General features: G+C 34.8%; 21 protein-coding genes. 8 read left to right on the forward strand and 13 right to left on the reverse strand.

Going from position 1 to position 20,349, the window contains the following annotated elements; translation table 11 throughout:
- Positions 1 to 133: 133 nt before the first annotated feature.
- Positions 134 to 1,354: a M28 family peptidase gene (locus NTX65_07160; protein MCX6169098.1), complete on the reverse strand. Its 1,221-nt coding sequence runs from the start codon at positions 1,352 to 1,354 to the stop codon at positions 134 to 136.
- Between the two features lie 154 nt (positions 1,355 to 1,508).
- Here NTX65_07160 and NTX65_07165 point away from each other — a divergent pair, with 154 nt between their 5' ends.
- Positions 1,509 to 1,973 carry an Lrp/AsnC family transcriptional regulator gene (locus NTX65_07165; protein MCX6169099.1) on the forward strand — a complete coding sequence of 155 codons (465 nt, stop codon included), beginning with the start codon at positions 1,509 to 1,511 and terminating at the stop codon, positions 1,971 to 1,973.
- Entirely contained in the window at positions 1,973 to 3,397 is a 1,425-nt protein-coding gene (gene glnA, locus NTX65_07170) for a type I glutamate--ammonia ligase (protein MCX6169100.1), read from the forward strand. The genes NTX65_07165 and glnA overlap by 1 nt, the downstream gene beginning before the upstream one ends.
- Before the next feature lie 42 nt (positions 3,398 to 3,439).
- On the opposite strand, the gene NTX65_07175 is transcribed toward glnA, so the two are convergent.
- The 4 genes from NTX65_07175 to lgt are packed head-to-tail and all read right to left on the reverse strand — an operon-like array spanning position 3,440 to position 7,283.
- Complete coding sequence (locus NTX65_07175) at positions 3,440 to 4,870, reverse strand: RsmB/NOP family class I SAM-dependent RNA methyltransferase (GenBank protein ID MCX6169101.1); 1,431 nt, start codon at positions 4,868 to 4,870, stop codon at positions 3,440 to 3,442.
- 1 nt (position 4,871) lies between these two features.
- Entirely contained in the window at positions 4,872 to 5,297 is a 426-nt protein-coding gene (locus tag NTX65_07180) for a hypothetical protein (GenBank protein ID MCX6169102.1), read from the reverse strand.
- Between the two features lie 28 nt (positions 5,298 to 5,325).
- The gene (locus NTX65_07185) at positions 5,326 to 6,480 is read right to left on the reverse strand and encodes a hypothetical protein (GenBank protein MCX6169103.1); all 1,155 of its coding nucleotides are present in this window, start codon (positions 6,478 to 6,480) and stop codon (positions 5,326 to 5,328) included.
- A 17-nt stretch (positions 6,481 to 6,497) separates the two neighbouring features.
- A complete protein-coding gene (gene lgt / locus NTX65_07190) occupies positions 6,498 to 7,283 on the reverse strand; it encodes a prolipoprotein diacylglyceryl transferase (protein ID MCX6169104.1) in 786 nt (261 codons plus the stop codon).
- Positions 7,284 to 7,613: 330 nt separating this feature from the next.
- On the opposite strand from lgt, the gene NTX65_07195 reads away from it, so the two are divergent.
- Genes NTX65_07195 through NTX65_07215 form a run of 5 tightly spaced genes read left to right on the forward strand, consistent with a single transcriptional unit; the run spans position 7,614 to position 11,203 of the window.
- Entirely contained in the window at positions 7,614 to 8,810 is a 1,197-nt protein-coding gene (locus NTX65_07195) for a sensor histidine kinase (GenBank protein ID MCX6169105.1), read from the forward strand.
- Positions 8,780 to 9,460: a response regulator transcription factor gene (locus NTX65_07200; GenBank protein MCX6169106.1), complete on the forward strand. Its 681-nt coding sequence runs from the start codon at positions 8,780 to 8,782 to the stop codon at positions 9,458 to 9,460. The genes NTX65_07195 and NTX65_07200 overlap by 31 nt, the downstream gene beginning before the upstream one ends.
- 11 nt (positions 9,461 to 9,471) lie before the next feature.
- The gene (locus NTX65_07205) at positions 9,472 to 10,041 is read left to right on the forward strand and encodes a hypothetical protein (GenBank protein MCX6169107.1); all 570 of its coding nucleotides are present in this window, start codon (positions 9,472 to 9,474) and stop codon (positions 10,039 to 10,041) included.
- An 8-nt stretch (positions 10,042 to 10,049) separates the two neighbouring features.
- A complete protein-coding gene (locus NTX65_07210) occupies positions 10,050 to 10,616 on the forward strand; it encodes a hypothetical protein (protein MCX6169108.1) in 567 nt (188 codons plus the stop codon).
- 8 nt (positions 10,617 to 10,624) lie between these two features.
- The gene (locus NTX65_07215) at positions 10,625 to 11,203 is read left to right on the forward strand and encodes a hypothetical protein (protein ID MCX6169109.1); all 579 of its coding nucleotides are present in this window, start codon (positions 10,625 to 10,627) and stop codon (positions 11,201 to 11,203) included.
- A 14-nt stretch (positions 11,204 to 11,217) separates the two neighbouring features.
- On the opposite strand, the gene NTX65_07220 is transcribed toward NTX65_07215, so the two are convergent.
- The 8 genes from NTX65_07220 to htpX form a co-directional block, all read right to left on the reverse strand.
- Entirely contained in the window at positions 11,218 to 11,877 is a 660-nt protein-coding gene (locus tag NTX65_07220) for a heme exporter protein CcmB (GenBank protein MCX6169110.1), read from the reverse strand.
- The gene (locus tag NTX65_07225) at positions 11,874 to 12,518 is read right to left on the reverse strand and encodes an ABC transporter ATP-binding protein (protein MCX6169111.1); all 645 of its coding nucleotides are present in this window, start codon (positions 12,516 to 12,518) and stop codon (positions 11,874 to 11,876) included. Before NTX65_07225 ends, NTX65_07220 begins: the two co-directional genes overlap by 4 nt.
- Positions 12,511 to 14,148 carry a hypothetical protein gene (locus tag NTX65_07230; protein MCX6169112.1) on the reverse strand — a complete coding sequence of 546 codons (1,638 nt, stop codon included), beginning with the start codon at positions 14,146 to 14,148 and terminating at the stop codon, positions 12,511 to 12,513. Before NTX65_07230 ends, NTX65_07225 begins: the two co-directional genes overlap by 8 nt.
- Positions 14,148 to 16,304, reverse strand: coding sequence for a VCBS repeat-containing protein (locus NTX65_07235; GenBank protein MCX6169113.1), 2,157 nt, complete (start codon positions 16,302 to 16,304; stop codon positions 14,148 to 14,150). The genes NTX65_07230 and NTX65_07235 overlap by 1 nt, the downstream gene beginning before the upstream one ends.
- Positions 16,243 to 16,713, reverse strand: coding sequence for an acyl-CoA thioesterase (locus NTX65_07240; protein MCX6169114.1), 471 nt, complete (start codon positions 16,711 to 16,713; stop codon positions 16,243 to 16,245). The genes NTX65_07235 and NTX65_07240 overlap by 62 nt, the downstream gene beginning before the upstream one ends.
- A complete protein-coding gene (bamD, locus tag NTX65_07245) occupies positions 16,710 to 17,465 on the reverse strand; it encodes an outer membrane protein assembly factor BamD (GenBank protein ID MCX6169115.1) in 756 nt (251 codons plus the stop codon). The genes NTX65_07240 and bamD overlap by 4 nt, the downstream gene beginning before the upstream one ends.
- 72 nt (positions 17,466 to 17,537) lie before the next feature.
- On the reverse strand, positions 17,538 to 18,137 hold the full coding sequence (locus NTX65_07250; GenBank protein ID MCX6169116.1) for a hypothetical protein: 600 nt from the start codon (positions 18,135 to 18,137) through the stop codon (positions 17,538 to 17,540).
- 182 nt (positions 18,138 to 18,319) lie between these two features.
- Positions 18,320 to 19,171, reverse strand: a complete 852-nt coding sequence (htpX, locus tag NTX65_07255) for a zinc metalloprotease HtpX (protein MCX6169117.1) — start codon at positions 19,169 to 19,171, stop codon at positions 18,320 to 18,322.
- A 189-nt stretch (positions 19,172 to 19,360) separates the two neighbouring features.
- On the opposite strand from htpX, the gene porQ reads away from it, so the two are divergent.
- On the forward strand, positions 19,361 to 20,299 hold the full coding sequence (gene porQ / locus NTX65_07260; GenBank protein ID MCX6169118.1) for a type IX secretion system protein PorQ: 939 nt from the start codon (positions 19,361 to 19,363) through the stop codon (positions 20,297 to 20,299).
- Positions 20,300 to 20,349 lie beyond the last annotated feature (50 nt).

The raw sequence follows: 20,349 nt of genomic DNA on the forward strand, positions 1-20,349 counted from the left end.
ATTTAGAGTTAAAGATAAACATTTAAGAAGGGCTATTCAACAACGCTGAAGGGAGTAAATCTCAAAAGCTGAAATTGCTAATCTTCAATTTTTTGTCAGTTGTAAATATTCATAAAAAAATCACAGGAAATATTTATTTCACCAATATCATTTTCCGGACGCTTGAATATTCGTTTGTGTTAAGAACATAAAAATATACTCCGCTGGGGAACCATTTTTTTGCATCAAATTTCACTTCATATGCATTAGGTTTTTGAACTTGATCTACAATTCTTTCAATTTCTTTTCCCAGAACATCGTAAACAATTAGTTTAACATGAGCTTCTTTCTCAATATTGTATTTAATTATTGTTGAAGGATTAAACGGGTTGGGATAATTTTGAAATAACTCATATACTAAAGGCATATTTGGTTTTACAGACGTAAGTGTTTGTATCTTAGCATAATACGCCAATGTGCCTATCGCGGTTTTTGCACATTTTTCGAAATATGGTTTATTAATAAATGAAATGTTATCAAACGTTGTGTGATATCTTGGGTTAAAATCTTGACTAAAATATCCTTCGATAAGTAATACCGCAGAATAATTATAATTCCAAAATGAAGAGTGATCACTTGATGTGGAGCCCGGCTCAATTAAAGCAAATTTAAGTCCTATATCATAATCGAAATTTATTCTTAAAAGATTTCCGGCAATAAGATTTGAGTTACTTATACTCTTTGTATGTATTTCAGCTAAATTATCGTTGTTGCCATCCCATCCAATCATATCCATATTTATTACGGCAATAATGCTGTCATTCCTAGAAGATGCTTGCCGGGCATAATACCCACTGCCTAATAAACCAATTTCCTCATTATCCCATAGGGCATATATTATTGTGTAATCTGTTTTATACTTTGAAAGAATTCTCGCTGCTTCCAGTACAGCTGAAGTGCCGCTGCCGTTATCGTCTGCTCCCGGTGCGAAACTTTGATAAGGTCTATCATCAAAATGTGCACAAATAATTATTTGTTGATTCGGTTTGATAACTCCTTTTTGAATTCCTATTATATTTGCTCCACCTCCATCGAATCTCTGTAATGATGTTGTTAAGCCATATTTTTTAAATCTGTCTTGTAAATATTCTTCAGCATAAACATTTCCTATATCTGCGTTAGCTCTCGAGTAAATAAATACGTTCCCGTTTGGAATTTTTACCGGTTTGTCTCCTGTTAGTTCTTTAAGATTTTCGTAAAGCGAATCTATGTTGACTTGATTGATTACTGAGGAGATTTTAGGATCAACTTGCGCAAAGTATAGATGAGTTTGAAAAAATAATAATAGAAATCCAAGTTGGGAAATTCTTCGCATCTGTATAATCCTTATTTGTTGTTTGCTAATTAAGAAAAAGAAGCACTCGCAGACAAGGCAATAATTAAACACAGAGGGCAGCTTGCTTTTTTACAAATTCTACCTTATTTTTTCAGTCAAATTTAGACATTCTCCTAATTAAATAAGTGGTTTTATGCTAGATGACTTAGATATCACAATTCTTAAAAAACTCCAAGAGAACGGAAGAACAAAACGTAACGAACTTGCCGATGCTGTCGGATTATCAATTCCCTCTTTAAGTGAGCGATTAAGAAAATTAGAAGACCATAAAGTGATCGAAGGTTACTATACAAAATTAAACCGTCACACATTTGGATATGATATAATGGCGTTCGTATCTGTTATCATGGATTCTTCTAAAAGCTATGAAAAATTTTCCGAGCATGTTAAAAAGTCTCCGGAAATTTTAGAATGCCATTCAATTCTAGGAGAGGGTTCTCATATTTTAAAGATAGTTGCAAAAGAGACAAAAGATTTGGAAACACTTTTAAGCAAGATTCAATCATGGCCCGGTGTTACAAGAACAATAACAAGTTTTGTTTTATCCTCAATAAAGGAAACTACGAGTTTACATTTACAAACTAAAAAGGAGTCATAATGGCAAAGGTATCTTCTCCTGAACAAAATGTTCTTGCTTTTATTAAGGAGAACAAAATTCAGTTCATAGATTTCAAGTTCATGGATTTCCCCGGACAGTGGCAGCATTTTACTGTTCCGGTAAGTCAGTTTAATGAAGACTCATTCGAAGACGGGTTCGGGTTTGATGGATCTTCAATCCGCGGATGGAAAGCAATCAATGAAAGCGATATGCTTATCATTCCTGATGCCGGTACAATGTTTTTGGATCCATTTGTAAAGGCACCAACCATCTCTCTCGTCTGCGATGTATTTGAACCGGCGACTAAAGAGAAATACTCACGCTGTCCAAGGAATATCGCTCAAAAGGCAGAAGCGTATTTAAAATCTACAGGAATTGCAGACACTGCATATTTCGGCCCGGAAGCTGAATTTTTTATATTAGATGATGTTCGATTCGATTCCGGTCCAAATTTTTCTTTTTATTCTGTTGATTCGGTTGAAGGAAGATGGAATAGTGGTCGCGAAGAAAATCCGAACTTGGGTTATAAGCCCCGTTACAAAGAAGGATATTTTCCTGTTCCGCCAACAGATCAATTGATGGATCTTCGCAATGATATGGTTTTGAACTTAGAAAATTTAGGAATTGAAGTTGAAGCTCAGCATCATGAAGTTGCAAGTGGAGGTCAATGTGAAATAGATATGAAATTCAAACCGCTACTAACTGCAGCCGATCAATTACTGATGTTCAAATACGTAGTTAAGAATACCGCAAAACAAAACGGCAAGACAGTAACATATATGCCGAAGCCAATCTTCGGCGATAACGGAAGCGGTATGCATGTTCATACCAGTTTATGGATGAAAGGAAAACCTCTTTTTGCAGGAGGCGGCTACGCGGGATTAAGTGATATGGCTCTTTATTTTATAGGTGGAATTTTACGGCATGCACCGGCTCTTCTCTCAATTACAAATCCAACCACAAATTCTTACAAGCGTTTAGTACCTGGTTTTGAAGCTCCAGTTAATCTTGCATATTCATCAAACAACCGAAGTGCATCGGTCCGTATCCCTTTCGGGAATTCTCCTAAAGCAAAACGTATTGAATTTCGTTGCCCTGATCCCGCCGCAAATCCTTATCTAGCTTTCTCGGCAATTTTAATGGCTGGGCTTGATGGAATCCAAAACAGAATTGATCCGGGCGAGCCGCTTGATAAAGATATTTATGATATGTCTCCCGAAGAATTAAAAGATGTTCCTTCAACTCCGGAATCACTTGGACACGCGCTCAAAGCATTAGCCGCCGATCATGAATTCTTATTAAAAGGCGATGTATTTACAGAAGACGTTATCAACACTTGGATAAAATATAAAATTGAGAAAGAAATTAAACCGGCAGCTTTACGCCCAACACCGTTTGAATTTGAGCAATACTTCGATGTGTAATTGGTTTATTAAATTTAATTTGAGCCCGCACAAGCGGGCTTTTTAATGCGGTAGAATTATTTGTTGCGTTCTGAACGCCCGCGGAAATTGACTCTTCAATCCTTCTTTTGATGCTACCGCTGTTCCAAGAAGATAATTGCCGAACTTCACAACTCGCTGCCCGCCGGTTTCAAAATATTTTTTTATAATTCCGCCGCTGAAATAAATATCAAGTTCGGCAATGCTTTCAATCTCAATGATGTTTTTAGTTATTTCTTTGCCCAGTACCTGTGCAGCTAACGGATTGAGTTGCAAGTTTTCTCTTTTATCAATTGTACCAAGTCGTGTTCCTATCCGGTTAAATGACTCAAGATGTTCACTATACCAATTCGCATCTACAAAGTGTATATCATTGTTCTTTATTAGAAATTTGTACGAGTCGAATATGCTTGGAAAAATTCCATAGTAATTCGAAAGTCCATCTAGATATTTTCTAATTTTTCCACTTGTTGATTTTATAAGTTCAAGTTTTCTTTCCTGATATGATGATCTCTCAACCGGTTCTGTATTATCTGTTTTAATCAGCTTAGCTAAAAAGAAACCTTCGCTGTTTATTTCCCACGGCAGTATACGATGAGTTTTTTTAAGATTGGAACTGAGCACATCGCGACCATAAGTTGTAAATCCAGGTTGACTCCTGACCGGCAATTCTATTTCGGCTAACTCAACAGGATATTTATTCAAAACTTTATTGATAACAAATTCATTTTCCTCAAGTGTTAATGTGCATGTTGAATAAACAATTTCACCGCCTACTTTGCACATTTTAATAGCTGAGATAAGAAGACGTAATTGTTGATCGGACATAGCTTCAGCTTTGCGGATATCCCACCAATTGCTAACTTCTCCCTTTTTTTGTGTAATGCCTAAAGCGCTGCATGGTGCATCAACTAAAATTTTATCGAACCGGTTTTCAAATTGCCGGCTTAATAATTCCCCTTTGCCGTGTAGAATTCCAACATTAACAAGACTCATTTTATCTACATTAAAAACTAAACTCTTCAATCGTTCAGTAGATATTTCATTTGCAATAAGAGTTCCTCTGTTGTTCATCAATTCAGCAAGTTGTGTTGTCTTTGAACCGGGTGCCGCACACAAATCTAAAACAGCTTCATTTTCACGCGGATTTAAGACCAGTGCTGGTATCATTGATGATAAACTTTGGATATAATATTTACCTAGAATAAACTCCAACGTTTTGCTTACAACATCACTACCGGAAACGATACGGTATGCGCTTGTAAGATTCTTGATCGATTCAAGTGTAATACCATATCTTTCCAATTGCTCAATCAGATTCTCTTTATCGGCAAATGGTGAAATTCTTAGATATGGTTTATAAGCGCTGCTGTGATATTCTGTATAGCGGTTAAGATAGGTTTTGCCAAAATGATCAAGAATATAATTTGTAATGTTGCTGCTTAGTTCGATCAAGTTATAAACGCGTAAGATTTAATGAATTAAAAACCTGAAGTGAAATACGTTTGAAACCTTTTGAATTAGGAAATGTTTGCTTGAAATCTTTTTCCATATCCTTCAGAAATGAGTCCAAATGTTTTTCATAGTCGCGTACAGTTTCATAAATATGAAGATCCCTTAGCGGTAATTTTAGATTAGCCGGTTTTGTTCTGTTTCCATAAAGAATATATTTTGCTTTGAAATGATCGTCCGTTGAAATATATGTTTCTCCTGTTTCATCGGTTATTTGATAGTTATTGAAAAAAGGAGGGGGAAGAAATAACAGTTTTCCCGGTAATGAAATAACCTCACATTCAGTATCCTTAAGAAAATCATCAGGAAATGATTTCAGTTCCTTTTTTACAATGTCAATCCAGCTTTGTGCAAACTCTTTTTCAGTCATATCTTATTACCGCCAATCGGCAGCGAATTTATTTTAGTGATTTAAAATTAAGATCAACCTCTTCAGGATTTTCAATCCAATCGGCAACAAATACGTTCGTATCGTGTGTCGGCTTTCTATCCGATTGTCTATTCGAACAAAAAACCAATTTTTTACCGTCATAAGAAAACATTGGGAATGCGTCAAATGTTTCTGAGTTTGTAATTTTCTCTAGACCGGTTCCGTCAATATTTATCATAAACACATCAAAAATTCGTCCGCCCTTATCAAGTGTATGATGATTTGAGCAGAACAATATTCTTTTGCCGTCAGGATGAAAAAACGGTGCCCAATTAGCTCCCGGCAGATTAGTTACTTGTTTAACGTTTTTTCCGTCGATATCCGCCATAAAAATATTTAACTCTTTCGGTTCAACATAACCATCCGCGAGAAGTTTCTTGTAAGTTTCTGCTTCTTGACCTTGCGGGCGACTTGCACGCCAAACTATATGTTTCGAATCTCTCGAAAAGAAAGCGCCGCCATCATAACCAAGTGTATTTGTAAGCTGTAAATATTTTTTAGTTTTAATTTCATAACGCCATAATTCTAAATCGCCGGATCGAGTGGAAGTAAAAATAATATATTTACCATTGGGAGAAACAGTCGCTTCAGCGTCATAACCTTCGCCGCCTATTAAAACTTTTGGATTAGAGCCATCTTTATTTGCCATATAAATATCGTAGGTCTTATAAATTGGCCAAACATATCTTCCACCGGAAAACATTTTTGATTCCGGACATTTATCATCGGCAGCATGTGTGGAGGAGTAAATAATTCTTCCATCTTTTAAAAAGTAACTGCAAGTAGTTCTCCCTTCCCCGGTTGAAACAAGCATATAATGTTTTCCGTTTTCGAGCGAAGAGCCGTCAATGTTCATTTTGAAAATTTGATCGCACGGCTGGCTGTTAATTTCTTTCCAATCGCTCTGAAACGTTAACTGTTTGCTGTCAAAACTCCAATATGCCTCCGCATTGTTACCGCCAAAAGTTAACTGACGGATATTGCGCAGATGATTTTCACCGGCAAATCGAAGTGTATCGGCTTCTGGATTATAGTTTTTTTTCTGTGTTGAAGCGGTAAATAAAATAAATAATGGGAGAATAAAAAAAAGAGCGATCCGTTTAACGGATAATTTATTGTTCATATCAAACTTTCAATGTGTTATTGAATTCTAATTACTTTTTTCTCTTTTCGTAAGAGAAGATAAATTCCTAAGATAACTAGAGGAATACTAAGAAGTTGGCCCATGTTAAGGAACATTCCGGCTTCGAATGGCGATTGATCTTCTTTAAAAAATTCGACAAAAAATCTAAATGAAAAAATCAGAACAAGAAATAACCCGAAAAGTAATCCCGGCTTAAATTTTCCTTCCTTATGGAAATAATACCAAAACAGAAAGAAAAAGATGAATAGATATGCGATTGATTCATAGAGTTGTGCTGGATGACGAGGTATCATGTCAACTGAAGTAAATACAAATCCCCAAGTGGAATTTGTTGGTTTACCAATTATTTCCGAGTTAAAAAGATTACCCATTCGTATAAAGAATCCAGCCAAGGCAACCGTAATTACTACGCGGTCGAAAATCCATAGATAAGTCATTTCTTTTCTTTTTCTAACGTAAAAATAAATGGCTATCATAATTCCAATCGCCGCGCCGTGACTTGCTAGTCCGCCTTTCCAAATTTGCAGAATTTCTTCCGGATGTTTAAGATAATATGATGGGTTATAGAAGAAACAATGCCCAATTCGGGCACCAAGTACAGTTCCAAGAATCATTATCCAAACCAAGTCATTTAGATCCTGCTCACTTTTCTTCTCTTTATTGAATATGACGAGCATTATTTGATAGCCGACCAGGAAAGACATTGCGAAAAAAAGACCGTACCATCTAATAGTGATGGGGCCAATTGAAAAAATGTCGGGGTTTACATCCCAATAGATCACTAAAAACCCTAAATGAATTTTCAACAAAATGAATTAACTTGCAGCGCAAATATACACTATGAAATGCAAATGATTTATAATGCAAACCTGCTCTCAAAAGTAAATTTACATAATAGGAAACTAATAAACCAACTAAACTATCATCGAAATTAACAGGATTTGTATATTTGGTGAGTTTTAATAATAGACATTTACTTTTAGTGAGAATAATTTATATTTGAGAAGAAATTATTCATGCCAATAAAAAGAATAGTGTGACCTTATTAGGGAAGGAAATAGTTGTTATGGCCTTTATCGTTGAGATTTATCTTAAAATTAACAAAGTGTTATATGAGTCTTAACGATCTAATCAAGTCATTATTCGACCCCGCTAACCCAATCTACCTTTCTATCATCATTGTAGTAGCTTTTTTTAGTTTGATATTTTTCGTTTATAAATATTTGATCAATCCTTCAATTTCTAAATACAAAATTGAAAAAGAGAATATTGAACTCCAGTCCGCAAAATTAATGGCATTATTTGCCCAATTAGATCCTGACCCGTTAATAAGAATCGATTCGACAGGAACAATTATTGAGACAAATAAAGCTGCACAGAAGGTCTTATCAACTTTTGAATTGAAGGGGAAAAAAGTAAATGATGTTCTTCCTTTCGTTAATTTCGTTCCCGGTTCCAATTTAAATGAAAACCAGAGTAATCTTTTAACATATACAATCGATAATAGAATTTTCTCAGTACTTTATAGAAGTGAACCGAGTTTGGATATTACCCATATCTATTTCCACGATATAACGGATATTAAAACCTATCAGGAAAAATTAATAGAGTCGCAAAATAAATTGCGCGATTTATCGGACCATCTTCAAAATTTAATTGAGAAAGAAAGACAGAGAATTGCCAGCGGACTTCATGATGGGATTGGACAAAGCTTATCAATGTTAAGAATAAAATTACTTAGACTGAGCGAAAAAGATACCAGCCCGGCACAGAGAATGAACTACCAAAGTATTGTAGATACTTTGGAGGATACGATTCTTGAATTGAAAACTATTTCTTACGATTTAAAGCCAAAGATGTTAGAGGAAATGGGACTTGGATTTGCTTTGAAATACCTCGTTGACAGAGTCGTTACAGAAACCGGCTTAGTTGCCGAAGTGAATGTTGTCGGAGGAGAATATCGTTTAGAAAGCAAATTAGAAATTTACCTGTACAGAATTGTTCAAGAATCTATAACAAACATTTTGAAATACTCGAAAGCAACAAATTTCAGCATTCAATTGGTTATCTCAATGCAATCTTTAAGATTGATCATATCGGATAACGGCAAAGGATTTGATGTTGAAGAAGTTAACTCTAGAAAAAATACTTTACACGGTCTGGGATTAATTAATATGAGAGAAAGGGTTGAATCATATCAAGGTCAGTTGAAAATTGAATCATCCCCCGAAAGCGGAACATTGATTGTAATTGAAATTCCTATGAGGAACGACTTAATATGGCAGAATCAAAACCAATACGCATTATAATAGCAGATGATCATAAACTCTTTCGCAGCGGAATAATATCGCTGTTAGAGGATGTTGAAGAAATTCTTATTGTTTCCGAAGTGGAAAACGGTAACGACCTAATTGAGAAATATTCAGAGGTTAATCCCGATGTGATACTTGTTGATATCTCCATGCCCGGAATAAACGGAATTGAAGCTATCAAAACAATTAAGAAAAAGCATGAAGATGTTAAAGCGCTTATGCTGTCAATGTATGACAGCGATGAATATGTTTTTTACGCATTAAAGAGTGGCGCAAAAGGTTTGTTGAGTAAGAATACCATGAAGGGAGAGTTAATTCATGCGATTAAGATTGTTTACTCAAACAAACGGTACTTTGGCGTTACACTTAACGAAGAAAAAATAATAGAACTGGAAAAGAAATATAGAATGCTTGTTTCTACCGATCTGGAAAGTTTTAATCAACTCAACATGAAAGACAGAAATATTTTGGAATATATAAGCAAAGGAATGACAAGCCAGGAGATTGCCGACCAATTCAAGGTGAGCAAGAAAACTATTGATTACTACCGCTCGCGTATAATGCAGCGTCTTCAAATTAAATCGCTCCCCGAATTGATTTCATATGCGGTTCGTTACTCTATGATAAACAAATTGTTTGAAGAATAAGAAAACCGCTTATGACAATCTATTTTGTAATTGTAAGCCTCTCAATGTTTTTCTGGATTTTCCCCGCTGTTAAACAATTTAAAACAAATTTGTTTTTGTACTTTCTAATTTATGCGATGATGGACCCTATCACAATAATAATAATTTCGAACATTAAGCATACCAGAATAGAACTTCTTTTTACTTTTTTACTCATGCTTTCTGTCTTATGGTCATTTAAGTACAAAAAGTCGATCAGAATTTTGATTGCAGTGGTTTTATCATTAGTACTATATTCATACTTTTCTGACAGAATTTTCTATCTAACATTAACGATCTCGATTCATACAATTATTGTTTATTTCTTCATCAAAAGAACTTTTTCGTTTACTGCAAATTGTGGTAAAGTAAATATCTTTCATCTTTTTCTTTTGTTAGAAGAAATTTCGATTATTTTAAAAATATCAGCTTCATTAATATCAGTAGAAACTGGGCCAGTCTATTCCTATACTACAACTGCATTCGAAATTTTGATTGCTATATTTTTTACTCTATACAGAGAAGACAATCCAAAACTGCATATTGATTTACGAAGCGCCTGAGAACACTCATGAAAATTCAATATATACTTTTATATCTCTCAATGTTTTTCTGGATTTTCCCGGCTGTAAGACAATATAAAACGGAATTGTTCTGGTATTTTCTTGTTTTTGCATTCATGGATCCACTGAATGCAATAGTTATGCATTTTACCCATATTTATCTGTATCCAATTTTTAATTTTTTACTTATGCTTTCTGTTTTATGGCCTTTCAAGAATAAAAAGTCGATAAGAATTTTAACTGCTGCGATTTTATTACTTTTATTAGTTTCGTTTACTGAAGTGAAGTTTTTCTCGATTTATCTTCATCTATTGATTCATTTAATTATTTCTTATTTCTTCATAAAAAGAACGTTCATTTTCTCTGCTAACAGCGGCAAAGTAAATTTCTTTCAGCTGTTTCTTTTGTTAGAGGAGATTTCAATAATTTTGAAATTAGTGGCATTATTAATATCACTCAAAACCGGTACAATTTATTTCTTCGCTACAGGGACTTTCGAAATTTTGATTGCTATCTTCTTTACTATATACAAAGAAGACAATACAAAACTGCAAATTGATTTACGGAACGCTTGAGAAGACTCATGAAAATTAACAATATCGTTATTTATCTTTCGATCTTTTTCTGGATATTCCCAGCAATAAAGCAATATAAAACGAAATTGTTCTGGTATTTCTTTGTATTTGCATTGACAGATCCAGTAGTATTAATAATTCGTCCACTAATTATGTTTACATCTAATAATCCGGTATACATCCTTTCAAATTTTTTACTAATGCTTTCTGTTTTATGGCCTTTCAAAAATAAAAAGTCTATCAGAATTTTGATTGTCGTAGTTTTATCATTATGCCTCTTCTCATTTTTCTCTGATCATCGTTTTTATTTTTCTTTAATGATATTGGGTCACATAATAATTACATATTTCTTTATCAAAAGAACTTTTATGTTTATAGCAAACAGCGGCAAAGTAAATGTTTTTCATCTTTTTCTTTTGTTAGAAGAAATTTCAATTATTTTAAAAACGTCGGCAGTATTAATTTCTCTTCAAACTGGTGCAATTTATTTCGTCGCTACTGGGGCATTCGAAATTTTGATTGCTATTTTCTTTACTTTATACAGAGAAGACAATTCAAAACTGCATATTGATTTACGGAACGCTTGATTGTAAGGATTATTCTATTCTTTCCAGATAAACTCGAATAAAAGGTAAGAAGCCGTCCCCATTATTACATCGTAACAGATCAAGACTAGGATTTCCACCAGCGACCCGCTGACTGAATTTCCATCCATGGCGAATTTTGTTAATTCAAGCAGAGTTAAAATAAGAGGCAAAAGAATTGGAAATGAAAGTACCGGGTAAAGAGTTCCCTTGGAACTTGCTTTGGAAATTATTGCCGCTATAATAGTAGATGAAATGGCGATGCCGATATTTCCAAACAGAAATGCAATAGCAAAGAGTGAAATATTTTTTATGATAAATGATGTGAAGAGAATTGAAAAAAGAAATGTGATGACAAAATTCATCAAGAAGACTAATAAGAGATTAAAAATAAGTTTACCGGAAAATATTGTTGAAGGAGAAGCGAGAAGATGGAGCGTCATTGATGTTCCCCGCTCTTCTTCCGAGACAAACGCACGGGAAAGACCGGACATTGCAGAGAAAAATATCACAACCCACAACAAACCGCCTGTTAAATATTCTGTAATCTTTTCATTACCGATTGAAAACATTATAACACTGATTGTAACAAGAATAAACATAGCGAGAGCATTAATTGCATAACGTGTACGCAGTTCCGATTGCCAATCTTTTTTGAATAGTGCGAATGCTTTCATTTGCCCGTCTGCTTCTTAAATTTTTCCAGGTCAATAACTTCAGTGCATAGTTCAAGATCTGAATCTTCGTTTGATGCAATTACAATTAGATTCTTTTTTGATTCTTCCTTAATAATCTTATATACAATTTCTTTACCGGAATTATCAAGGTTTGATGTGGGTTCATCTAAAATTATTAACTGCGGCTCATGTAAAAGTGCAAAAATAAATTTTAATCTCTGCTTCATTCCGGATGAATACCCGCGCACTAAATCGTTTCTTCTTTCAAAAAGGTTTAGTGCACCAAAAAAATAATCGGATCGCTCTTTGTTGAATTTTATTCCGCGAATATTAGCCGAGTAAATCAAGTTTTCCTCTGCGGTAAACTCATCATATAGGAAAAGATAAGGCGATACAAAGCCAAGAAAATTGTGAAGATCTTCCGGCTCAATAATTTTTTCACCGTATTTATGAACTACTTTACCCCGGGTTGACGAGATCAAATCGGCAATTATTTTAACAAGTGTCGACTTCCCAGATCCGTTCGGACCTGAAATTCCGTAAACATTTCGAGATGAAAAAGAAAAATTGATTCCGTCGAAGATCAATCTTCTTCCGAAGAATTTGATAAGATTATTTAGCTCAACTGTATAATCAATCATTATAAATTACGAATTTTCCTTTTTTAATTTTGTCGCCCGATTTAGTAACATAAATATAAACTTCGGTGGCAAGTTTATTGCCGTTTTTATCATGAGCATCCCAGCTAATCACAATTTTATCGGAGACAAGAATACGTTTAGTAATTGAATAAACCAAAGTCATATCAACAGAATAAATATAAAGTTCAGCAATTCCATTTTCGCTGCTAGAGGTCGGAAAATAAATGAGTGAGTTTGTGGAATATCGAAATGGCTGAGGAAACGGATAATCAATCTCTTCGGTTGAAATTTGCCCTTCACTTATAGGTACATCATTCAAAATATTCGATTCGGAAAAAAGAAACCCGTTTTGACTTTCAAGCTTGGAGTAGTATCCGTCAATAATTTTTTTCCCATTGTTTATCGGCTGCGAAGAAAGTGTATAAACAAAAGATGTGCTTGTAACCGGTGAAGTGATACCACCGTTTATATCGCAATTGCTTATCAGCGAAACCAACACACTACCCGTACTTGTAGTATTATCATTGAATTGTAAAAAATTATTCGAGACTGCTTCCGAAGTGACGTTTATTGATGAAGGGGTATTTGTAAAATCGGTAACCATTAACGGAGTAATAAGGTTATGATAATTGGAAGCTTCTTTAAAATATTTATTCGGTACTGCGCGGGTATCAGTAAAGTATGTCCACAAACCGAAAGTATTAAATTCTGCTTTGAATGTTGAGCCCGATTCTATAATAGCATCGGCAATTGCTTTTAATGCCCGTTCTCCCCTCATCAATTCCCAGATTCTCTTTATGATATTAACGCCAAACCGATCGCGCAAAAATATATTCCATATTGCAAGATTGTAACCGTCGTTAGCGGAAAATGTGCGTTGTGGATTTCTAAAATACGAATCTATATAAAAGTAATAATCATTGATATCATTAAAGACAAACTCTTCCATAGCGGTTGATGTTATCTCATGATAGAATACATCTTTATCGAAAAAACCGTAATTGCCAATCTGAATTGCATGGTGAAATTCGTGTGCAACAGTTACGCGTCCGCCATTTATACCATGCGTGTAATAATTATTCCCAGAATAATCATTATCTATTACCATATAACTTGTGTAAGTAAGGTTAGTAATTTGATCTTCAGGTTGTGTATAACCATAATCACTTGCAAGATTTTGAATATAAATATCATAAAGATCATCCCCTCCTTTACCAGAATCTTTTGGCGGGAGCAGATAACCAAGAATATTGACTTCGTAATTGTAGGAAGAATCAGCAGCTTTGGCTAATTCGTTCAGATCATAACCCGGTACATCATTTCCTGCTTTATTAAAATGAATGCGGAATTTATTTTTAGGAGACACAAAACTTGTATCGGTTAAAGGTCTATCAAGCAGTTTGCTGATCGATTTTTTCTGTAATGCAGTAAATTTATCGTAATTAAGTCTTACTTGGGCCACAATTCCGAAAGAACATTTGATCGGTTCATTTTGTGTGGAGACGGTCTGTTGATTGATACTTTGTGTAATACCTTTAACTTGCATAAATCTATTATACAATGAGTCCAAATTCTGCGCGGATGTAATCAGAACAGGGATAAAAAAGAGAAGGAGTGAAAATTTCTTCATCAGAGCTTTTCGAAAGATAATGTGTTCTGTAAAATGTTCGAGTAAATTAAAAATGTCTTTATTCCATATAATCTTGTAACAAGATAATTATTGGCCTCATTGAATTCAATCAATTCCTTATCCGCTGAGGCGCCATTTGAATTTTGTATTGTAATGCCGTGCAGTTTATTTCTCTTCAAATCGTTGTAATAAATAGTCGGTTCATCGCTATTTTCATTTAAAGAATACTTCAGCAATGTATTTTGTGCAGCCGGATTTTTCAACGGGTATTTTGTAACCCGATCATTTATGATATAATATAGAGTTGATTTATTGTTTACCGTTATTATGGCTGCTGCCGGTTTAAATCGAATAAGTGCTTCCTTAAAGCAGATAAGATTGTAGCTCAACTTATCGTTGGAAGTTATATCAAAACTTAGCAGAGTTTTTCTTTCAATAATTTTTTTATCAAAAACAATTTTATTCAGAGTGACTTTATTGTTGTATCTCGAGAGTGTGTAGATGTCTCTGTAAACCCCGAACGAGAGCCAGGCTTTATCTATGTTTGAACCAATCGGATAAATAGCCGAAGATGCTGTTCGAAAATTTCTGATTTCAAAATTTTCCAAGAAAAGGTCATTTCCTTCCTTGCAGAGAATATAAAGAGTCTGCCGGTCTTTCAGCCTATCTTGACTTAACTTCATGTCTTCGATTGGTTTATCAGTATATAGATCAAGCTTAGTGTATTTATTGCTTTCAAAATTCATTTTAATTATTTCTAAAGTACGTCCGCCTTTAGAATAACAGTAAAACGTTTTTATTTTCGGTTGGAAGTCATCAACCAAAATATTTGAGCTGTTAACCGCCAAAGGAATTGAAAAGTAGATCCTAAATAAATTTCTACGCTCGCTCATAAATAATTTTAATGATTGTTCGCCTTCATCTATAAAACAGAAATCTTGAAAACCATCATTCATAAAATCGAAAGTATGCGGATCTATAGGATTGTTGCCGGCAGTTATTGAAAATAATGAATCTTCAAGACCAATTGTATTGATTAGATATACTTTACCGTCTGAACTAAGCACTACCAATTTTTTACCTGCCCTATCTATGTATGCGGAGATATCAGTTAAACCGTTTTTCTTCATATATAAAACAGGCGGATAAAATTTATTTGTTCCTTGTGCAAAAGAGATATAAAGCGAACCGGTTTTAATATTTATAAAGGCAATATCATTAAAACCATCACCGTTAAAATCAAGTATCGAATATTTATCGGGTTTAACCGGATTATCAATAAATATTTTTTTCTGAAATGATGAAACAGAATCGCCAAGAAGAACTTCAAACCGATTGCCTCGAACATAGATTAGATCGGTGAAACCATCGGAATTTAAATCGGATGTTTTGAATTCACAAACATCCTCATATAGACCAATTGATCGCAATTCTCTGAAATTTCCGGATTTATCATTATAGTAAAGAATTATTGAGTTTGACAACTGGTCTATCGCGGCAATATCAACGAATGAATCATAATCGAGATCTATGAAACTTGCAGAAGAAAAAGCTTTCCCCTCAATTATTTTAGTTTCCTTTAATGTTCTGTTTTTTTCATGCAGCAAATATAATCCATCAAGTGTGCTGCCGCATACAAGTCCTTCCGGTTTTCCGTCACCTTCAATATCGCTAACGTCTATGGTTGAAGGAAAACCTTGAAATTTTATTTTGCTTGAAGAGAACATCATACCATTTTTAGAAAATGCAGCAAGAGCAACTTGTCTAGTTTTAGGTGAAGCGATTAAAAATCTCTTTTCTGAAGTTCCGCTGCCGAAAGGGTGAATACTTTCAAGGGAGAATGAAGAAAATTTTTCTGAAGCATTACCAAAATTTGATTTTGGATCCGAAATGAGAGTAGCGTATTTATTGTTTGATTGATTATAAATCAGCAAATCTCTATAGCCATCCGAATTGTAATCAATCGGCAAAATTTTTGAATAATTAATTTTTGCAGCAAATTCTCTATATCTGCAAAAACCATTAATTGGAATTTGTGCTGATATGCTTGACAGATAAAGGAAGGAAATAAAAACTGAAACAATAAATACTTTTTCAGTTACCGAGGCGGTTTTTTCTTCGTTGAAGTGCTTCTTCAAATCTTCTTTTTTCATCATCTGTTTCCGGAACAATTTCATTTGTATCAACCGGTTTTCCGTTTTCATCTACGCTAACAAAAGTTAAATATGCCGTATTCGTAAGAATACGCGTACCTTCAATATGAGATTCCGCAAAAACTGTTACCCCGACTTCCATCGAAGTTCTGAATGCACGATTTACAGATGCGATCAATGTTACAACATTGCCAAGTTTAATCGGATGATGAAAATCAATTCTATCAACCGAAGCAGTAACGCAAATTCGCTGTGAATGTTTAGCCGACGCTAAAGCGGCGCATATGTCAATCCAGTGCATCAATTGACCGCCCAACAAATTGCCAAGCTGATTTGTGTAGTGCGGCAAAACGAGTTCCGTCATCGTAACAATTGATTCGCTTACTTTCTTTTTTCTTCTTTCAAAGTTCATTTACTACCCGAAAGCTTCGACTCTATAGATTGAAGTTCTTTTGCATTAGAATCATTTGGATAGCGGCTCAAGAATAAATTAACATCTGCGACCGCTTCGTTATTCATATTTTTCTTTACTTCCAATAATATTTTGTTGTAAAGAGCGAGCGGTGCAAATTTGGTATCATGATAAGTTTCCGCAACCATAGCGTAAGATTTCATTGCAGCTCTTTCGTATTCCATCTTTTGATAAATCATCCCGCTCATATAATCTTTTTCTGCAAGTTTTTCAGTGAGTGATTGTATTTTACTTTCAGCTTCTTCCACTTTTGGATTTGCCGGAAAGAAATCTATGAACGCTTGAAATTCTTCAATAGCTTTTTTGGTGTAAGCCTGATCTAGCTGATAAGGCGGCGAAAGCTGAAAATACGATTCAGCCAGCATATATTGCGCTTCAGGTACAAAAGGACTTGCCGGAATATTTTTGATCAGTTTGCTGAATTCATAGGCAGCAAGAAGAAATTGTTTCCTTTTATGATAAGTCATTCCTAAATAGAATTGAGCATCATCATTATATGCGCTGCCTGAATACTGCAGCAGAAAATTTTGAAAATTTGAAATTGCTTCTTCATAATCTTCTTGCGTATAAAGTTTATAGGCATAGTTGTAGTAATCTTCTGCATTGAATTTGCTTGTATCAACAGAACTGGAACATGCGTAAACAAATATTAGTCCTATTAAAACAGAAATAATTATTTTTCGATTGTGCAAAACAGTTTCCTCGCTTTTTAAGACGATGTAAAAATAAACAAAATAGGGTAGCTGTAAAATAGCTAATTGTAGTTATTTGCTTCTGACCGTAAAAAGCAAAATAACTGTAACGATTAGAGTTCCAACAACAATAATCGGTTCCCAAAAAGTTGAAAGCAGCGGCTCTGATGGAATTTGCCCCTGGGTGAATGGAATAGACTTATTTTCAAGGTTTGAAATCTCATCTAGTTTTACAGTATCTGTAACACTTTCTGTAAACTCAACCGGTTTTATGATTTGACCAGACTCCACAACATTGAAAGACCCTTTTAACGTCAATTTTCTTTCAAGTCCAATATTGCCAAAGAATCCATTGGTAAAAGAATTATTGTATTCAACGGTTGCAGAAGTGATAGTATAATTAACAGGAATTGCAGATTCGGCACCTGACGCTGTAAGTAAGTAACCCCGATTACTGAATAACTGAAGCACTTTGGGTTTTAGAATTTCAAGCGGAGCCGCAGTAGTTACAGATAAATTTATTGCTTGTTTTCCTCCGAGTAGTGAATCGGCTTGTGCAACCGAGCGTTCAATTAAATTATAAATTACATCGATATTATTCTGTGTTTGTGCATTCAGAAATAAAATAGGAATAAAAAATAAAATAGAAACGGCGGAGAATTTTGTTTTCAATTAATCACATGAATTTTGTTAGTACCGTTTTCAAATTAGAGATTAGTCAAAGTAATTTCAATTAGAAAATTGTTTGATGCGTTGGAAAAAATGCTATCCAATCTAAATCGGGTATTCATTTATTTAGAACAGATGCCGGAACATGTCCGGCATTACATTCTAAATTCGAATAAAATTTTATTCTATCTTCTTCCGGCGGCAATTTCTTGAAGCCGTTCAATTCTCTGTTCAATCGGCGGGTGAGTTGAAAATAGTTTCATCAAAGATTTTCCGTTTAACGGATTAACGATAAACATGTGTGCAGATGAAGTGCCTGCATTAGTCATCGGAATAAGCTCATTTCCACGTTCCAATTTGTTGAGTGCTGATGCTAGTGCGAGCGGTTTACCCGAAATTTGCGCACTTCCTTCATCAGCCATATATTCGCGCGATCTTGAGATTGCCATCTGGATTAATAACGCAGCAATCGGAGCGATAATCATCAGAGCTAAATCCGAAAAAATATTTCCTCTATCTCTTTCACCTCTTCCGCTGCTAAACATTGCCGCCCATCCAGCCATGCGCGCAATAAATGTAATTGTTCCAACAAGAGTTGCCGCTATAGTGCCGACAAGTATATCTCTATTTTTAACGTGTGTTAATTCGTGTGCAATCACTCCTTCAAGCTCTTCCTTGTTAAGAATTTTCATAATACCTGTTGTAACTGCTACCGCGCTGTGTTCCGGATTTCGCCCGGTTGCAAAAGCATTAGGGGCCGGGTTCTCCATAATGTAGACTTTTGGAACCGGCAGGCCTGCTTGAGTTGCTAAATTCTCAACTGAATCATAAAGCTGCGGATATTGCTCGCGCGTAACTTCTTGAGCTCGGTACATTTTTAAAACAATTTTGTCCGAAAACCAATACGAACCGAAATTCATTGCTAATGAGATTACAAATGCAATCATCATACCCGATTCGCCGCCAATAAGACTTCCGACAAGAATAAACAATACCATCATTACAGTCATCAAAATGACAGTCTTAAAACCGTTCATACAAAACTCCTAATTATTTCTAATGAAATTTATAGTGAAAGAATCCTTCCGTCAAGGTCGGATTGTACACATTTCTAACAATAACAAATTCATTGGTGTTCCCAAAAGAAATCATTCTAGAAGATGTTTCGTATTACCTTGCCTTTATAGTCAATAATCTTTAAAATCGCTCGTCAATTTGAGAGAATTATGCATAAACATTTCATTCGGGCAATAATTTGTGTTGTATTGTTATCAACTATTTTATCCGCACAGTCATCTTTCGATTTTCTCCATTTAGATGCTAGTCCGCGAGCAGCAGCCGTTGCCGGCAGTTATGTAGCAAACGGAGATGATCCAAATGTAATCTTTTATAATCCTGCCGGAATAAATTTATTAACCGGAACACCGGTTTCTTTTTCTTTCTTAAAACATTTGATGGATATTAATTCTGCAAGTATTTCTTTCTCAAAAGAGATTGAAGGAATCGGCAGATTTGCTGCAGGTATTCAATATATCAATTACGGTTCATTCACCAGAGCAGACGAAAATGGAATGAAGCTTGGTAATTTTGGCGCCGGCGATATTGCGTTTATTATTGGATATGGAAATCAGCTTGATAAAAATTTCTATTATGGTGCTAATATAAAATTCCTTTACTCATCAATTGAAAGTTATTCTTCATCTGCCGCGGCTATTGATCTCGGTTTACATTATGCAATTCCGGAATTAAGATGGAATTTTGGTTTTTCGGTACTGAATCTTGGTTCACAGATCTCAAATTACTTTAACACAAAGGAAGATTTACCACTTGATATTCGTCTCGGCTTTTCAAAAGGATTAGAGAAACTTCCGTTCACATTTTTCTGGTCGTTCAACCGTTTAAATGAAAGATATGATAATTTCTTTGAACGTTTCAAACAGATTACACTTGGCGGAGAATTACGGGTTGGACAAAATTTAAAACTGCGTCTGGGTTACGATAACGAAAAAAGAAAAGAGATGAAACTCGGTTCAACAAGCGCCGGACTGGCTGGATTTAGTGTCGGTTTAGGATTCATTGTAAATAAATACAATGTTGATTATTCCTTCTCATCGCTTGGTTCTGTTGGCGCACTGCACAGATTCGGAATTTCAACAAGTTTGTAGATGCAATTGATAATTGCGAATTGATAATTGAAAATTTAATTCAGCATAGA

Source organism: Ignavibacteriales bacterium (genome assembly GCA_026390795.1).
Classification (GTDB): Bacteria; Bacteroidota; Ignavibacteria; order Ignavibacteriales; family Melioribacteraceae; genus Fen-1258.

Bases quoted from the DNA above. Each gene is read 5' to 3' on its own strand.
- NTX65_07210 (MCX6169108.1), top strand. From the start codon at position 10,050: ATGAAAATTCAATATATACTTTTATATCTCTCAATGTTTTTCTGGATT.
- NTX65_07230 (MCX6169112.1), bottom strand. From the start codon at position 14,148: ATGAAGAAATTTTCACTCCTTCTCTTTTTTATCCCTGTTCTGATTACA.
- NTX65_07220 (MCX6169110.1), bottom strand. From the start codon at position 11,877: ATGAAAGCATTCGCACTATTCAAAAAAGATTGGCAATCGGAACTGCGT.
- NTX65_07160 (MCX6169098.1), bottom strand. From the start codon at position 1,354: ATGCGAAGAATTTCCCAACTTGGATTTCTATTATTATTTTTTCAAACT.
- NTX65_07240 (MCX6169114.1), bottom strand. From the start codon at position 16,713: ATGAACTTTGAAAGAAGAAAAAAGAAAGTAAGCGAATCAATTGTTACG.
- NTX65_07165 (MCX6169099.1), top strand. From the start codon at position 1,509: ATGCTAGATGACTTAGATATCACAATTCTTAAAAAACTCCAAGAGAAC.
- NTX65_07185 (MCX6169103.1), bottom strand. From the start codon at position 6,480: ATGAACAATAAATTATCCGTTAAACGGATCGCTCTTTTTTTTATTCTC.
- glnA (MCX6169100.1), top strand. From the start codon at position 1,973: ATGGCAAAGGTATCTTCTCCTGAACAAAATGTTCTTGCTTTTATTAAG.
- porQ (MCX6169118.1), top strand. From the start codon at position 19,361: ATGCATAAACATTTCATTCGGGCAATAATTTGTGTTGTATTGTTATCA.
- NTX65_07235 (MCX6169113.1), bottom strand. From the start codon at position 16,304: ATGATGAAAAAAGAAGATTTGAAGAAGCACTTCAACGAAGAAAAAACC.
- htpX (MCX6169117.1), bottom strand. From the start codon at position 19,171: ATGAACGGTTTTAAGACTGTCATTTTGATGACTGTAATGATGGTATTG.
- NTX65_07195 (MCX6169105.1), top strand. From the start codon at position 7,614: ATGAGTCTTAACGATCTAATCAAGTCATTATTCGACCCCGCTAACCCA.
- NTX65_07180 (MCX6169102.1), bottom strand. From the start codon at position 5,297: ATGACTGAAAAAGAGTTTGCACAAAGCTGGATTGACATTGTAAAAAAG.
- NTX65_07225 (MCX6169111.1), bottom strand. From the start codon at position 12,518: ATGATTGATTATACAGTTGAGCTAAATAATCTTATCAAATTCTTCGGA.
- NTX65_07215 (MCX6169109.1), top strand. From the start codon at position 10,625: ATGAAAATTAACAATATCGTTATTTATCTTTCGATCTTTTTCTGGATA.
- NTX65_07200 (MCX6169106.1), top strand. From the start codon at position 8,780: ATGGCAGAATCAAAACCAATACGCATTATAATAGCAGATGATCATAAA.
- NTX65_07205 (MCX6169107.1), top strand. From the start codon at position 9,472: ATGACAATCTATTTTGTAATTGTAAGCCTCTCAATGTTTTTCTGGATT.